The sequence below is a fragment of the Sphaerotilus hippei genome, assembly GCF_003201595.1.
Lineage (GTDB): Bacteria > Pseudomonadota > Gammaproteobacteria > Burkholderiales > Burkholderiaceae_C > Sphaerotilus > Sphaerotilus hippei.
This window is the reverse complement of sequence record NZ_QJJS01000002.1, coordinates 326,203-341,249: the sequence shown is the minus strand read 5'-3', so window position 1 is coordinate 341,249 and position 15,047 is coordinate 326,203. Positions and strand designations below refer to the sequence as shown.

Genomic DNA, 15,047 nt, shown 5'->3' with positions numbered 1-15,047 from the left:
GCAGGAGCCTGCCCATGCCTGATTCCCCTTCCCGCCGGCGGCTGCTGGGCGGCGGCCTGGCGCTGCTGGGCTCGGCCCTGGGCACGCCGCTGCACGCGGGCGACGACTTCGAGGGTGACCCCTTCCAGTCGCTGCCCTGGCCCGGCATGCGCCGCGAGTTCCTCGGCACCGGCACGGTGGTGTTCGACGAACGGGTGCAGGTGCGCGGCCCCGCCTTCGCCGAGGACCCGATGAACGTGCCGATCACGGTGTCGGTGCGGGCGCTCGACGCGGTCGACCGCATCCTCGTGCTGGTCGACCGCAACCCGATCCGCCGGGTGCTGGAATACCGGCCGCGGCAGGCGCTGCCGGCGGTGTCCTTCCGATTCAAGCTGGAACAGGCCAGCCCGGTGCGGGCCGCGGTGCGCACCGCCGATGGCGTCTGGCACGTCGGCGGCACCTGGGTCGACTCGGCCGGCGGCGGCTGCACCGTCAGCGGCGCCACCCGCAAGGACGGCAGCTGGTCACAGACGCTGGGCCTGGTCAGCGCCCGCGTGTTCGAGGCCAGCCCCGACCCCTCGGGCACCGGCGCGTTCGACACCACCGGCGGTCAGGCACGGGTGCGCGTGCGGGTGATGCACCCGATGGACACCGGGCTGGTCAACGGCATCCCCGCGTTCTACGTCAGCCGCCTCGTGCTGCGTGACGGCGACGACCACGAGCTGATGCAGCTCCAGCCCTACGAGCCGGTCAGCGAGAACCCGGTGTTCTCCTTCGATTTCACCCGGCGTCCGGTCGGGCCGCTGCGGCTGACCGGGATCGACAACAACGGCAACCGCATCGACAGCCGCATCGATTGACGACCGCAGGAGCTCCCGATGAGTGAACGCCCCCACCCGCGCCGGGCCCGCCCGCGGCGCTGCATGGCCCTGGCCGTCGGCCTGTCCTGCCTGGTCCTTGCCGGCCCCCTGACGGCCCAGCAGCCGCCCGGCCACGACCAGCCGGCCGGCCCGCGGACACAGCCGGCCCGGCTCGACCACGGGCTGTCGGCCCGGCCGCTCGCGCCCGGGGTGTACGTGGTCGAGGGCCACAACGCGGACTTCTCGCCGGCCAACGGCTGCAACATCATCAACACCGCCTTCGTGACCACCGGCGAGGGCGTCGTGGTCATCAACACCGGACCGAACCGGCGCTACGGCGAGCAGCTGCGCGCGCTGATCGCGCGGACCACGCCGGAGCCGATCCGCCAGGTGCTGCACCTGAACCTGCATCCGGACTACTTCCTGGGCAACCAGGCGTTCGCCGACGTGCCGCGCCTGGCCACCCGCGACACCCGGGCCGGCATGGCCCGCGAGGCGGCGGCCTACGAGGACAACCTCTACCGCCTCTGCGGCGACTGGATGCGGGGCACCGAGGCGCTGCTGCCCGACCAGGCCGTGGAGTCGCTGGGCGTGCCCGTGCCGGCGACGGCCGGCCGTCCCGCGCTGCGGCGCTGGACGCTCGGCCAGCGCCAGTTCGACCTGATCGAGCTGTCGGGCCACACCGACTCCGACCTGGTGCTGATCGAGCGCGGCAGCGGCACGGTCTTCGCCGGTGGCCTGGTGTTCGTCGACCGCATCCCGACGACGCCCCATGCCCGCATCCCCGCCTGGCTGGACAGCCTGGATCGCCTGCAGGCGCTGCTCGATGCGGGCCCGCCCGGCGTGCTGGTGCCCAGCCACGGCCCGGTCGAGGCCGGCGTCGGCGGGCGAGGCATCGAGCAGACCCGCCGCTACCTGCGCTGGCTGCACGGCCATTTCAGCCAGGCCGCCCGCCGGGGCTGGGACATGGGCGAGCTGCTCGCCGCCGACGTGCCGGCCGAGTTCCGCGACTGGGCCGCGAGGCGGACCGAATACACCCGCAACGTCGCCCACCTGTATCCGCGCTACGAGCGTGAAGCGCTGGAAAAGCCGCCGGCAACACCGGCAGGCGCGCCACGGTGACTACCCTGCCTGTGTCGCGCAGGCACACGCGACAGCCCCGCGCAGGCACGGGAACACCCTCCGTCCCCGCTGTGCGAGCCTGGAACACCATGCCCTCCGAAACCCTGACGAAACAAGGGGAAAACGGCCTCCGGAGGCGCTTCTTCACATGGCATGCAGCTTGCCGGGAATAGTTCCCGACAGCGCCCACCCGCTGCTTCGTGTGACAGCCTTTCCCCCCATAAGGAGACATTCCATGCGTTTGAAACTGCTGGCTCTGATGATGAGCCTGGGCCTCGGCTCCGCTGCCCACGCGGTCGTGACCGACCAGATGATCAAGAACGACGCCAAGTCCACCGGCGACGTGCTCAGCTGGGGCCTCGGCACCGACGGACAGCGTTACTCGCCGCTCAAGCAGATCAACCCGTCGACCGTCAGCAAGCTGGTGCCGGCGTGGTCGTTCTCGTTCGGCGGCGAGAAGCAGCGCGGGCAGGAATCGCAGCCGGTGATCCACAACGGCAAGATGTTCGTGACGGGCTCCTATTCGCGCATCTACGCGCTGGACGCCAAGACCGGCGCCAAGCTGTGGAAGTACGAGCACCGCCTGCCCGAAGGCATCATGCCCTGCTGCGACGTGATCAACCGCGGCGCGGCGCTGTTCGACAACCTGGTCATCTTCGCCACGCTGGACGCGCAACTGGTCGCCCTGAACCAGGACACCGGCGACGTGGTCTGGAAGGAGAAGATCGACGACTACAAGGCCGGCTACTCCGCATCCGCCGCACCGCTGATCGCCGAAGGGCTGCTGCTGACCGGCGTGTCGGGTGGCGAGTTCGGCGTGGTCGGCCGCGTCGAGGCACGGGACCCGAAGACCGGTGCGATGGTCTGGTCGCGTCCGACCGTCGAAGGCCACATGGGCTACAAGTACGACAAGGACGGCAACAAGACCGAGAACGGCGTCTCGGGCACGCAAGGCCAGACCTGGCCGGGCGACCTGTGGAAGACCGGTGGCGCGGCCACCTGGCTGGGCGGCACCTACAACGCCAAGACCGGCCTGGCCTACTTCGGCGCCGGCAACCCCGCACCGTGGAACAGCCACCTGCGCAAGGGCGACAACCTGTTCTCCTGCTCGACGGTCGCCATCGACGTCAAGACCGGCCAGATCAAGTGGCACTACCAGAACACGCCCAACGACGGCTGGGACTTCGACGGTGTCAACGAGTTCGTGACCTATGAGGACGGCGGCAAGGTCCTGGGCGGCAAGGCCGACCGCAACGGCTTCTTCTACGTCAACGACGCCAAGACGGGCCAGCTGCTCAACGCCTTCCCCTTCGTCAAGAAGATCACCTGGGCCACCGGCATCGACTTGAAGACCGGCAAGCCGAACCTGATCCCCGAAGGCCGCCCGGGCGACCCGACCGCCGGCGCCGACGGCAAGAAGGGCCAGAGCGTGTTCTCCGCCCCCAGCTTCCTGGGTGGCAAGAACCAGATGCCGATGGCCTACAGCCCGGAGACCAAGCTGTTCTACGTGCCGGCCAACGAATGGGGCATGGAGATCTGGAACGAGCCGATCACCTACAAGAAGGGTGCGGCCTACCTGGGCGCGGGCTTCACCATCAAGACGCTGCACGACGACCACATCGGCGCCCTGCGTGCGATCGATCCGAAGACCGGCAAGATCGCCTGGGAAGTCAAGAACGGTGCCCCGCTGTGGGGTGGCGTGCTGACCACCGGCGGCAACCTGGTGTTCTGGGGCACGCCGGAAGGTTATCTGCAGGCCGCCGACGCCAAGACCGGCAAGGTGGTCTGGAAGTTCCAGACCGGCTCGGGCGTGGTCGCTCCCCCGGTCTCGTGGGAAGAGAACGGCGAGCAGTACATCTCCGTGGTCTCGGGCTGGGGCGGCGCCGTCCCGCTGTGGGGTGGCGAAGTCGCCAAGAAAGTCAACTACCTCGAACAGGGGGGGTCGGTCTGGGTGTTCAAGCTCGCCAAGTGAGCCTGGATCCCGCGCAATGAAAAGGCCCCGCGATGCGGGGCCTTTTTCGTGCGGGGCCGGGAGACGGCCGCCAGGGGCATGACGGTGGCGGTGTCAGGCCGCCTGGCGCTGCTCGATGCCGGCCGCGGACGTCGCCGCGCCCCCCTGTGCAGCCGCCGGCGAACGCCCCAGCAGCAGATTCGTGATCGGTGCACCCAGAACGGGGCGCAGCTGCTCGGGCCGGTAACCGGCCTTCGTGAACATGCGGATCAGCATCGCCACCCCCATGCGGGCCGTGTTCAAGGGCAGCTTGGACTTGCGGACCATGCCGAACAGCTGCAGCCCGTTGCGCAGTTGCGCCTCGAAGCCACCGACCTTGCGACCGTTGGCCAGCACGCCGCCGTAGACCAGCATCGCGCCGGGCATGTTCTCGAAACTGGCCGTCAGCGTCGCCAGTTCATTGCGGGGATCAACCCCTTCCTGATAGCTGGAATAGAGCGGCCCGCTGTAGAGCGGCCGGGTGTGGGTCATCACCACGTCGTCGATCACGGCCGCCTGGTAGGAAGGATCCTCCATCAGCATGGTCCAGATCATGTCCGTGCCCCAGCCGGTGTAGTGCTGCTCGAACATCGGCAGCAGCTTCTTCAGGTAGGACGACTTGATGCAGCAGGCCATCGACTCGACGAAATTCACGTAGCGGAGCTTGAACTGCGAACTGCGCAGCAGCACCGGCCACGAGATGTAGCTCTCGATCGACAAGGCCGGCTGGGCCATCGTCAGGCCGTTTTCCACGACGATGTCGAACAGGCGGTTGATATCCCGGGCGGTCATCAGCAGATCGTCGTCGGGCAGCATCACATACTCGTAGCGATCGAGCAGTTCGGGCTGGGCATTGAAATGCCGGGCGATGCTGTCCCACTTGGTGCCGCGGTCGATGACCGGTGGCAGATCACCATCCTGGATGCGGCTCTCGTCCTTGCCGTAGGCATTGAGCTGCAGATCCCAGTTGCGATCGCAGGACTGATCCTCGATCCAGCTCTTGTGCAGGGACTTGTCGCCGACACGTCCCAGCACGAGAAATCGCCGTGATGACTGTTCCATGGTATCTCCCTTGAAACGGCATCCGGTCGAATCCCCGACCGCATGCCGCCCTGTACAACAACGGATGATCAGAAGATCGGCGGGGCACCGGCTTCGAGGAAAGGCCAGGCGGCGTCCTTGTCGGAGATTCCACTGACCGGCAGCGGCCAGGTGATGCCGAGCAGCGGATCGCAATACCGCAGGCCACCTTCCGCCGACGGGGTATAAGGCGACGACACCAGATAACTGACCTCGACGTCATCCGTCAGGGTCTGGAACGAATGCGCGAAACCCGGCGGCACATACAGGTGGCGACGGCTCTGGTCATCCAGCTCGAACGCCTCGTGTTTCATGTAGGTCGGCGAATCACCGCGCAGGTCGACGATGATGTCGACGATCCTGCCACGCAGGCAGCGCACCAGCTTGGCTTCGGCGGCATCACCGCGCTGGAAATGCATGCCACGCAAGGTGCCCTTGTCGGCGGAAAACGAGGTGTTCTGCTGCACGAACGTCGTCACGAGGCCGTGCGCGGCAAATTCCTTGGTGCACATCGTGCGCGCGAAAAAACCGCGCGAATCGCCACGTTTCTCGAGATCGAGCAACCAGGCGTCTTTCAGGGTGGTCGGGGTGAAGATCATGTCGGGTTATCTCCTGTGGATCCTGCGATTCAGGCGACGGCCTGCGGGGCGAACACGCGCTCCTGCTCGGCATACAGTGCATCGATGATGCGGCCCTCGGGAATGATCAGGTCGTCGAAAGTCAGCGGGGTGTCCTTGGCCACCGGTCGACGCACGACACAACCCAGCGCCAGGCCGATCGGAATCAGCGATTCCTCGCGGATGGCCTCGATGTTGTCGGCCACGCCATAAGCCTCGTAACCGCCGAATTCCTCGATCACGTCGCCCGGCACCAGGTCCTTCTTGGCCACGGCGATGACTCCGACCTCGGGGCCGGCCTTGGGCGCCAGCACGGCGTCCTGGAACAGCACGGCACGCGCCACCGACGTCGGCACCTCGAAATGGCAGAGGTGATAGGGCGTGTAGAAGCAGTAGTAGGGTCCGGTGCCCAGCTTGTAGAGGTTCAGGTAGTGCTGCTGGCGCGGGTTGTCGATGGTGCCCAGCACGAACACGCCCGGACCCGGCCGGGCGCCGACGACGTAGTCGACGATCGGCGGGCCGCCACGGTCCAGGTGCTCGGCGAACGCCGCCACCGTCTCTTCCAGCGGCACCAGCGGCGCCCCCGGATTGCCGCCCGAGAAATCCGGGCCCAGCATGCCGCGACGCGCCACCTTCATGCCGGTGCCGTTGGCGACGATCGCCTGCTCGAAGGAGATCTTCGTGCCGTCGGCGAACGAGGCGACCATGGCCGCCTTCTGGCCCCACTTCTCGGCAAAGGCCTTCTGGGTGGTCGGGTTGCGGTAGGGGTCGTGCAGCCCCTTGATGTTGCCGCACAGCACCGGCGTCACGCCCAGGCCCTTGACGAAGCGGTACAGGTTCATCTCCACGCCGGGCTGGTCGCCGTCGGAGAAGGTGTAGACCACGCCACGCTGGTCGGCCTTGTGCTTGAGGATCGGGCCGACCGTGCCGTCGAGCTCGGCATTCATCTGCACGACGTGCTTGCCGGCCTCGATGGCGGCGAGCACCGCGGCGGCGGCGTACTCGAGCGAGCCGGTGACCTCGATGATGGCATCGAGCCCCTCGGCACGGGCCAGCGCGATCGCGTCCGTCGTCACGGCCGGCTGGCCGGCGGCGATCGCGGCCTCGAGGGCCTGCTGGTCGTCACAGGACACCGGCTCGACCCCGGCGTCGGCATAGACCCGCCGGGCAGGCTCGATGTTGCGGTTGGCCACCGCGCACAGGCGCATGCCCGGCGTGGCCGTCAGGATCTTCAGCGCGATGCCGCTGCCCTGGAAACCGGCTCCGATCATGCCCACCTTGATGGGCCGGCCTTCTGCTTCGCGCTTCTCGAGCGCGGTATCGACGATGATCATCTTGATTGCTTTCGTGTTGTTCTTGTGGGGTGACGGTGCTCAGTCGGACCAGACTTTCCAGGGCGCGTTGCCCTTGGCCCAGATGCCCTCGAGCATCTGCTTGTCACGCAGGGAATCCATGCTCTGCCAATAACCGGTGTGGTGGTAGCTGGAGAGTTTTCCCTTCTCGACCAGCCGGGCCATCGGCTCTTCTTCCCACATCTGGTGGTCACCATCGATGACGTCGAAGATCTCCGGCTCGCAGACGAAGAAGCCGCCGTTGATCAGGCCGCCATCGGTCGCGCCCTTTTCACGGAAACCACGCACCTGGCGACCGTCATCGGTCAGGTGCAGCGCACCATAACGCCCGGGCTGGGTGACCGCGCTGAGCGTGCACCAGCTGTCGGTGGATTTGTGGAATTCCATCAGCTTGCCGACATCGACGTCGGCCACGCCGTCGCCGTAGGTCAGGCAGAAACGGTCACCTTCGAGGTGCTTGCGGGCGCGTTTGATGCGGCCGGCCGTCATGGTATCCAGGCCGGTATCGAGCACGGTCACGCGCCAGTTTTCCGACTTGGCTTCCAGCCAGTCGACCTTGCCCGTGCCCATGTCGATCGTGAAGTCGGTGGATTTCGACTGGTAGCTCAGGAAATAGTCCCGGATGAAATCGACCTTGTATCCCCCCAGCACGACGAAGTCGTTGAAGCCGTAATGGGAATAGATCTTCATGATGTGCCACATGATCGGCTTGCCACCGATCTCGACCATCGGCTTGGGACGCACCGACGTCTCTTCGCTCAGACGTGTACCCAGTCCACCTGCCAGCAACGCAACCTTCACCATCTTGGTTCCCTCTTTTTCAATCCTCGAATAGACAAGCTGCCGACCGCCGATGCCAGCACAGGCAGATCGACGGGTCGGCAGGCATCTTTCATCACGGCATTCCGGCCTGGTCGAGGCGACCGCGCCTCAGGGCCGCGCCCTCGACCGGGGGCTGCACAGTATCCGGAAGAGATACAGGTCCCACACCTTGGCGACAGGATCGAGCGCATGAACTCGTGCCTACTTCACGAAGCAGAAAATCAGGCCGGGAACAATGCGGAGAATCCCCTGTCATTGCCTCGATCAGCGGGCACGATGACATGCATGCCGTCACGGGGACACGGCGACCGCGCAGGCGAACAGTGGCGCTGCGCTGCGTCCAGCGCCGCCTCACCGCACCGACACCGTCGCCTGCAGCGAGGCCTGACCAGGCGGTCAGGCCTCGCTGCCAGGCGAAGGAGTTCGGGCCGATGGGTGCGTGAGACGTCATCTTCAGGCTTGCCCCTGCGGATCGCCGGGCGGACCCGATCAAGCCTGCTGCCAGTCCAGGTCCAGGTTCAGGCGCTGCTCGGCGATGTGACCCTGCAGCACCTTCAGGCGCATCAACTGCGACGAGCGGAAGTTGCCATCCTTGAAGTCCATGCGCTTCAGGCCGGCGATCAGGTTCTGGATCGATTGGGCCAGATTGACCTGCGGCTGGTGGTCGGGCGCCAGCGAGCGGTACAGCGCGAAGTTGACCTGGTAGGAGCGGCTGTCGGCCGGAGCGGACAGGTTGACCGACACCTTGGTGCCGGGGATGGCTTCGGCCACCGCGGCGGCCAGGTCACGGACCTGGTAGTTGCGGTCGTCCGAACCGGCGTTGACAGCCAGGTAACGCCCGCCGTTGTCGGCCGCACGCGACACGCCCCAGTCGATCGCACGGGCCATGTCGGCCACGTCGATCAGCGGACGCCACGGCGAGCCGTCCGACAGGATGGTGATCTCGCCGGACGACAGTGCGCAGGCGACGAAGTCGTTGAGCACCAGATCCAGGCGCAGGCGATCGGACATGCCACAGGCCGTCGCGAAGCGCAGGCAGGTCACCGTCATGTCGGTTTCCAGCTCGGCCAGCTCCTGCTCGGCGCCGATCTTGGACTTGGCGTAGGCGGTGATCGGGTTGAGCTGGTCGCTTTCCTTGCGGGGACCGCCGGCGGCCACGCCGTAGACGCTGCAGCTCGAGGCAAACACGTAGTTCTTGACCCCTGCGGCCGCGGCGGCCTTGGCGATCGAGACGCTGGACTTCTGGTTGATGTCGATCGTCACGGCCTCGAACTGGTTGCCCATCGGGTCGTTGGACACCGCGGCCAGCTGCACCACGGCATCGTAGCCCTTGAGCATCTCGGGCGAGATCGAGCGCACGTCACCGAAGAACTGGGCATCGAGGTGATGCTCCGGCAGCGTCGTGGCACCGGTCAGGCAGTGCGCAAAATACCCATTGTCGTATCCGTGGATCACTGCACCGGGGCGCGCGGCCCGCAGATACTTGACCACTGCCGGTCCGACGTAACCCATATTCCCCGTGATCAGAATCTTCACAAGATATTCCTTTTGTTGAATTTGAAAGCCAGAAACAAGATCGGGACCGGGTCAGGCCCGAGGGCCGCCCGATCGCCTCCAGACGTGCCTTCGAGTTGCGCCCAACGGACTGGATTGGAGCCCATGAGCTGACCAACTCACAAGAACCTGCCCCTGAAACGAGGCCGCCCAGTCGTGACAGAGGCGAAAAGTCGCCACCTGACAGCGAGGGCTGAGCGACGCGAACGTCACAACGCACCAATTCGGTGCACCAAGACCTCGCAGCCATTCCCTTGAGGTGGCTGATGCACCACGCCCTGCATGACCAAGCCCAGCGTTGACCTCGGTCACCGCTTCATCCACTGGATTGAACCCGAAAAACCGTTCATATCTGAAGGTTACGGTCTGACTTTGCTTGTGTCAAATTGATGCCGGATCGGGCTGAAGAATTGGCGTTGCATTTTTTCAAATCGGATCATCTGAAGCGTCACCTCGACGGAAAAATTTCACGCGGCACCCCATTACGTACATGTACTCGGGATCGTGCAGACGGACTTCGTGGCCAACAGCACAGACGACGCCTGACCCGATTCCGGGACAAATTCCGCCCCATCATCAGAAAATTCCGAGTGGATCAGAAGCGTTCCAGACAAAACGAAAATAGGACCGCTTCTGCAGATTCTCGACGCACCTGCACGGATCGCTTCCTTGGCAGCCGCGTCATCGCCGACATGGCCATCCCGCGACCCCTTGGAAAGATCGGCGCGCGATCGCCCGAATCGGCTCGATCGGTCTGAGAAAATCGACCCATGTCCTCGAATCACTGGCTGCAGGCCACCCTGGTCTATCTGTGCGCGGCGATCATCGCCGTGCCGCTCGCCCGCAAGTTCGGGCTCGGCTCCATCATCGGCTACCTCGCCGCGGGCATCACCATCGGCCCGTTCGGGCTGGGCCTGGTGCGTGATCCGGACTCCATCCTGCATGTGGCCGAGTTCGGCGTGGTGCTGATGCTGTTCCTGATCGGGCTGGAGCTGGAGCCCCCGCGCCTGTGGGCGATGCGGCGGCCGATCTTCGGCTGGGGCAGCGCGCAGCTGCTGGGCTGCGCCGGCCTGCTGGGCGGCCTGGCCGTGCTGCTCGACGTGCCGACCGACATGGCGGTGATCGGCGCGCTCGGGCTGGCCCTGTCGTCGACCGCCGTGTCGCTGCAGGTGATGCAGGAACGCCACCTGCTGCCCACGGCCGGCGGACAGGCGGTGTTCGCGATCCTGCTGTTCCAGGACGTCGCCGCCATTCCCATCCTGGCGCTGATTCCACTGCTGGGGCGCGAGGTCCAGGCAGCGGGCAACCACACCCAGGAGGCGCTGCGAGCGCTGGCGGTGATCGTGGGCATCATCATCGCCGGCCGGCTGCTGCTGCGCCATGCGCTGCGCTGGGTGGCCCGCAGCCGCTCGACGGAGATCTTCACCGCCGCATCGCTGGCCCTGGTCGTGGGCCTGGCCAGCCTGATGGAGGCCGTCGGCCTGTCGATGGCGCTGGGCGCCTTCCTCGGCGGGGTGCTGCTGGCCGAGAGCGAATACAAGCGCCAGCTGGAGACCGACATCGAGCCCTTCAAGGGCCTGCTGCTGGGCCTGTTCTTCATGGCGGTGGGCATGGCCATCGACTTCGAGGCCCTGGCGCAGCAGGCCTGGCTGGTCGCCGGGCTGCTGGGCGGCTTCCTGCTGATCAAGTCGCTGGTGCTGTGGGGGCTGGCCGGGGCGGTGAAGGTGCCCTCCGCGGAGCGACCGGTGTTCACGCTGCTGCTGGCCCAGGGCGGCGAGTTCGCGTTCGTCGTGTTCCAGCAGGCCGAGAGCGCCGGCATCCTGACGGCGCAGCACAGCTCGGTGCTGATCGGCACGGTGGCACTGTCGATGCTGATCACCCCGCTGCTGCTGGTGCTGATCGACCGCTGGGTGCTGCCGCGCCAGGCACGCAGCCAGGCCCCGTCGCCCCATGCCCTGGCCGAGCCCCAGCAGGCGCCGGTGATCATCGCCGGCTTCGGGCGCTACGGGCAGGTGGTGGGCCGGCTGCTCTATGCCAACGGCCTGAAGGCCACCGTGCTGGACCACGATGCCGAGCAGGTCGAGACGCTGCGGCGCTTCGGCTTCCGCGTGCACTACGGCGACGCGACCCGGCTCGACCTGCTGCGCCTGGCCGGTGCCGGCCAGGCCCGGGTGCTGGTGGTGGCCATCGACGACGTCGAGCGCAGCCTGCGGCTGGTCGACGTGGCGCGGGCGCAGTTCCCGCACCTGCAGATCGTGGCACGAGCGCGCAACGTGCAGCACTACTACGCGCTGCGCGACCGCGGGATCACGCTGATCGAGCGCGAGACGCTGGACTCCGCGCTGATGAGCGGGCGCAGCGTGCTCGAGCTGATGGGCTGGCAGCCGTTCCAGGCGCGGCGCCTGGCACAGCGCTTCCGGCGCCATTCCCTCGAGCAGCTCGATCGCATGTGGCCGCACCACCAGGACGAGAAGGCGCTGGTCTCGATGGCCCGCCAGGGTCGCCAGCAGCTCGAGGAGCTGTTCGCGCAGGAGCGCGAGGCCGCCGCGCAGCGGGTCGCCTCCACCTCGGCGCAGCCCCCGAGCCCCCCGTGACCACGACGGCGCGGCCCACCCGGTGAACCCCGTTACAGCGGGGCCGTCGTTTGGCGGTACGCTTCGTGCCCCTCGCGACCTCCGAACCGCTGCATGTCACTGAAACCGCCCGCCTCGACCGACGCTCCCGCCCCGCCGGCCCGTCCCGCCCGGCCCCGCTGGCAGCGCCGCCTGGCCGCCACGGTGCTGACCCTGGCCGGCCTGGCCCTGCTGTGGACGCTGGTGCTCACGCAGTGGCTGCCCGGCTGGGCCCGCCAGCGTGTCGAGGCCGAGGCGGCACAGGCGCTCGGCACGCCGGTGAGCCTGGAGCGGATCGACCTGCACCCCTGGACCCTGACGCTGACGCTCAAGGGCCTGCGGGTGGGGCCGGCGGACGACCCGCTGCTGAGCCTGGCCGGCGCGCAGGCCCGGCTGTCGCGCGAGACCTTCTGGCGGCGTGCGCCCGTGCTCGAGCGCCTGAGCCTGGACCAGCCGCGGCTGTGGATCCGCCGCGAGGCGGCGCAGCGCTTCAACTTCAGCCCGGTGCTCGAGCACCTGCGCGCCCGCCAGGCCAGCGAGCCGCCCGCGCCCCCGGACGCCGAACCGGCCCGCTTCGCGCTGCACAACATCGAGCTGACCGGTGGCCGCATCGATTACGACGACCGGGTGCTCGGCCAGCAGCACCGGATCGAGGCGCTGTCGCTGGGCCTGCCCTTCCTCTCCAACCTGTCGAGCGACGTCGCGGTGGACGTGCTGCCCCGCCTGGAAGCACGCATCGACGGCAGCCCGCTGACGCTGCAGGGCCGCACCCGCCCGTTCGCGCCCGGCCAGCCCACCCGGCTCAGCCTGGGCTGGCAGCAGGTCGACCTGCGCCCCTGGGACCGCCTGCTGCAGGCCACGCTGCCCGCCGGCACGGCACCGGCCCTGAAGGCCGGTCAGCTGGACACCGAACTGGACATCGACTTCGAGGCGGCCACCGCACCCGCGGTCCCTCGCCTGGTCGTGCGGGGCTCGCTGGAACTGCGTGACATCGACCTCGACCTGCCCGCCCAGGGTGCCGGCGCCCGCTGGACCTCGCTGCGGCTGAAAGGGCTGGACCTGGCCCCGCTGCAGGGCCTGCACTCGCTGGAGGCCCTGGAGATCGACGGCCTGAAGGCGCGCTACACGCTGGCCGCCGCACGCTCGCCCGCACCGGCCGCGGCGCCCCGCCCGGCCCGCCCGCCGGTGTCGGCCGCCGCCAGCGCGTCCGGCCCCCCGGTGGCGGCCACTGCGGCCGAGGCCGCTCCTGCGCTGCGCTGGAAGATCGGCACGGTGCGCTGCACCGACTGTCTGGTCCAGGTGCGTGACGGCAGCCGCCAGCCGGCCACCACCTTCGAGCTGCAGCGCACGAACCTGACGCTGGAAGGCCTGTCCGAGGACCCGACCCAGGCCCTGCGCTACACGATCGACGGCGCGCTGGCCTCCGCGGCCGGCCCGACCGCGGGCGCCGCCGGGCCGATCCGGCTGCAGGGTGAACTGCGCCGCTCGCCGCTGGACCTGGACACCACGCTGCAGCTCGCGGGCATCGACCTGCGGGTGGCCCAGCCCTACATCGCCCCCCAGGTCAATCTGGTGCTGGGCGCGGGCACGCTGGCCGCCCAGGGCCGGCTGACGCTGCAGCAGGTCGGTGACGCCCCGCTGCAGCTGCACTACACCGGCCGCGCCGGCGTGGCCGGGCTGGACACCCGAGACAGCGTCACCGGCGCCGATTTTGTCGGCTGGAAGCAGCTGGGCTTCGACGGGCTGGACATCGACTGGCGGGCCGCCCGCCTGAACGCCGACCTGGGACAGATCAGCCTCGACGGCCTGCAGGCCCGGCTGATCCTGCACCCCGACGCCCACCTCAACGTCAGCGACATCGTGCGCCACGACGAGCAGGCCGCACCGAAGTCGCTGACCACGCCGCAGGCGGCCTCGGCGCCCGCCAAGGCCGCGGCCCCGGCCGACACCCGCCCGGCCAACGGCCCTCAGCTGCGCTGGCAGGGCATCCGCATCCAGCGCAGCGCGGTGCATTTCAGCGACTTCTTCATCCGGCCCAACTACTCGGCCCGGCTGACGAAGCTCGACGGCAAGGTGTCGGCGCTGAGCTCGGCGGCCCTCAAGCCGGCCCGCGTCGAGCTGGCCGGCGCGCTCGACGACGGCGCGCCGCTGCGCATCGCCGGCACGCTGCATCCGCTGGGCGCGCAGCTGCACACCGATATCGAGGCCAGCGCCCGGGGCATCGCCCTGCCGCGCCTCAGCCCCTACGCCGAGCGTTACGCCGGCTACGGCATCGACAAGGGCTCGATGTCGGTCACGCTGCGCTACCGCATCGACGAGGGCCGGCTGCAGGCGGACAACCAGGTCTTCCTCGACCAGCTGACCTTCGGGGCCGCCGTCGACAGCCCCGACGCCACCCGGCTGCCGGTGCTGCTGGCGGTGTCGCTGATGAAGAACCGCCGCGGCGAGATCGACCTGCAGCTGCCGGTCTCAGGCTCGCTCGACGACCCCCAGTTCTCGGTGGGCGGCGTGATCTGGAAACTGGTGCTCAACCTGCTGACCCGCGCGGCCACCGCGCCGTTCGCGCTGCTGATGGGCGGTGACGGCGAGGAGATGGCGCAGGTCGACTTCGCCCCCGGCTCGGCCGAGCTGGACGCCCCCGCCCGCGAGCGCCTGGATCGCCTGGCGACCCAGCTCGCCGACCGGCCGCAGCTGAAGCTGGAGGCCACCGGCCAGGCCGATCCGGCACGCGACGCCGACGCCCTGCGCGACCAGGCCGCGCGGACCGCCAAGGCCACACCCGCAACGACACCCGCGGTGGCTCCAGCCACCACGGCAGCCGCAGCCTCGGCACCGGCCCGGGCCGCCTCGGCCGCCGCCACCGAGGTGCCGACCGCCGCGCTGCTGGCGCTCGCCGATCGCCGCGCCGACCAGGTCATGGCCTACCTCGTCAGCCGCCTGCCGGCCGAGCGCATCCTGGTGAACCGGTCGCAGGTGGCGGCCGTGGGCGCCTCCGCCGAAGTCAGCACCCAGCCGCGGGTGCAGTTCATGCTGCGCTGAACCGCCCCGGAGGGCGGTGG

General features: G+C 68.4%; 10 protein-coding genes. 5 read left to right on the top strand and 5 right to left on the bottom strand.

Features of this window, described 5'->3' with window-relative positions; translation table 11 throughout:
- Positions 1–14 precede the first annotated feature (14 nt).
- The 3 genes from C7444_RS03590 to C7444_RS03580 all read left to right on the top strand — a co-directional run bounded on the left by C7444_RS03590 (position 15) and on the right by C7444_RS03580 (position 3,933).
- Positions 15–839 carry a quinoprotein dehydrogenase-associated SoxYZ-like carrier gene (locus tag C7444_RS03590; RefSeq protein ID WP_110399441.1) on the top strand — a complete coding sequence of 275 codons (825 nt, stop codon included), beginning with the start codon at positions 15–17 and terminating at the stop codon, positions 837–839.
- Positions 840–857: 18 nt separating this feature from the next.
- The gene (locus C7444_RS03585; RefSeq protein WP_245909393.1) at positions 858–1,961 is read left to right on the top strand and encodes a quinoprotein relay system zinc metallohydrolase 1; all 1,104 of its coding nucleotides are present in this window, start codon (positions 858–860) and stop codon (positions 1,959–1,961) included.
- Positions 1,962–2,196: 235 nt separating this feature from the next.
- Positions 2,197–3,933: a PQQ-dependent methanol/ethanol family dehydrogenase gene (locus tag C7444_RS03580; protein ID WP_110399440.1), complete on the top strand. Its 1,737-nt coding sequence runs from the start codon at positions 2,197–2,199 to the stop codon at positions 3,931–3,933.
- Positions 3,934–4,026: 93 nt separating this feature from the next.
- On the opposite strand, the gene C7444_RS03575 is transcribed toward C7444_RS03580, so the two are convergent.
- From C7444_RS03575 to C7444_RS03555, 5 genes are all read right to left on the bottom strand, one after another.
- Positions 4,027–5,013 (bottom strand): DUF707 domain-containing protein, encoded by a 987-nt coding sequence (locus tag C7444_RS03575; protein ID WP_110399439.1) that lies wholly within the window; start codon positions 5,011–5,013, stop codon positions 4,027–4,029.
- A 68-nt stretch (positions 5,014–5,081) separates the two neighbouring features.
- Positions 5,082–5,630, bottom strand: a complete 549-nt coding sequence (gene rfbC / locus C7444_RS03570) for a dTDP-4-dehydrorhamnose 3,5-epimerase (RefSeq protein WP_110399438.1) — start codon at positions 5,628–5,630, stop codon at positions 5,082–5,084.
- Positions 5,631–5,659: 29 nt separating this feature from the next.
- Complete coding sequence (locus tag C7444_RS03565) at positions 5,660–6,982, bottom strand: NAD(P)H-dependent oxidoreductase (RefSeq protein ID WP_110399437.1); 1,323 nt, start codon at positions 6,980–6,982, stop codon at positions 5,660–5,662.
- Positions 6,983–7,021: 39 nt separating this feature from the next.
- Positions 7,022–7,801 carry a glucose-1-phosphate cytidylyltransferase gene (gene rfbF, locus C7444_RS03560; protein ID WP_110399489.1) on the bottom strand — a complete coding sequence of 260 codons (780 nt, stop codon included), beginning with the start codon at positions 7,799–7,801 and terminating at the stop codon, positions 7,022–7,024.
- A gap of 510 nt (positions 7,802–8,311) precedes the next feature.
- The gene (locus C7444_RS03555) at positions 8,312–9,358 is read right to left on the bottom strand and encodes an NAD-dependent epimerase/dehydratase family protein (protein WP_110399436.1); all 1,047 of its coding nucleotides are present in this window, start codon (positions 9,356–9,358) and stop codon (positions 8,312–8,314) included.
- A 788-nt stretch (positions 9,359–10,146) separates the two neighbouring features.
- Here C7444_RS03555 and kefC point away from each other — a divergent pair.
- Complete coding sequence (kefC, locus tag C7444_RS03550; RefSeq protein WP_110399435.1) at positions 10,147–11,970, top strand: glutathione-regulated potassium-efflux system protein KefC; 1,824 nt, start codon at positions 10,147–10,149, stop codon at positions 11,968–11,970.
- A gap of 93 nt (positions 11,971–12,063) precedes the next feature.
- Positions 12,064–15,027: a DUF748 domain-containing protein gene (locus C7444_RS03545; RefSeq protein ID WP_110399434.1), complete on the top strand. Its 2,964-nt coding sequence runs from the start codon at positions 12,064–12,066 to the stop codon at positions 15,025–15,027.
- The last annotated feature ends 20 nt before the right edge of the window (positions 15,028–15,047 follow it).

Coding starts and splice junctions, on each gene's coding strand:
- C7444_RS03590 (WP_110399441.1), top strand. CDS start 15: ATGCCTGATTCCCCTTCCCGCCGGCGGCTGCTGGGCGGCGGCCTGGCG.
- C7444_RS03585 (WP_245909393.1), top strand. CDS start 858: ATGAGTGAACGCCCCCACCCGCGCCGGGCCCGCCCGCGGCGCTGCATG.
- C7444_RS03580 (WP_110399440.1), top strand. CDS start 2,197: ATGCGTTTGAAACTGCTGGCTCTGATGATGAGCCTGGGCCTCGGCTCC.
- C7444_RS03575 (WP_110399439.1), bottom strand. CDS start 5,013: ATGGAACAGTCATCACGGCGATTTCTCGTGCTGGGACGTGTCGGCGAC.
- rfbC (WP_110399438.1), bottom strand. CDS start 5,630: ATGATCTTCACCCCGACCACCCTGAAAGACGCCTGGTTGCTCGATCTC.
- C7444_RS03565 (WP_110399437.1), bottom strand. CDS start 6,982: ATGATCATCGTCGATACCGCGCTCGAGAAGCGCGAAGCAGAAGGCCGG.
- kefC (WP_110399435.1), top strand. CDS start 10,147: ATGTCCTCGAATCACTGGCTGCAGGCCACCCTGGTCTATCTGTGCGCG.
- C7444_RS03545 (WP_110399434.1), top strand. CDS start 12,064: ATGTCACTGAAACCGCCCGCCTCGACCGACGCTCCCGCCCCGCCGGCC.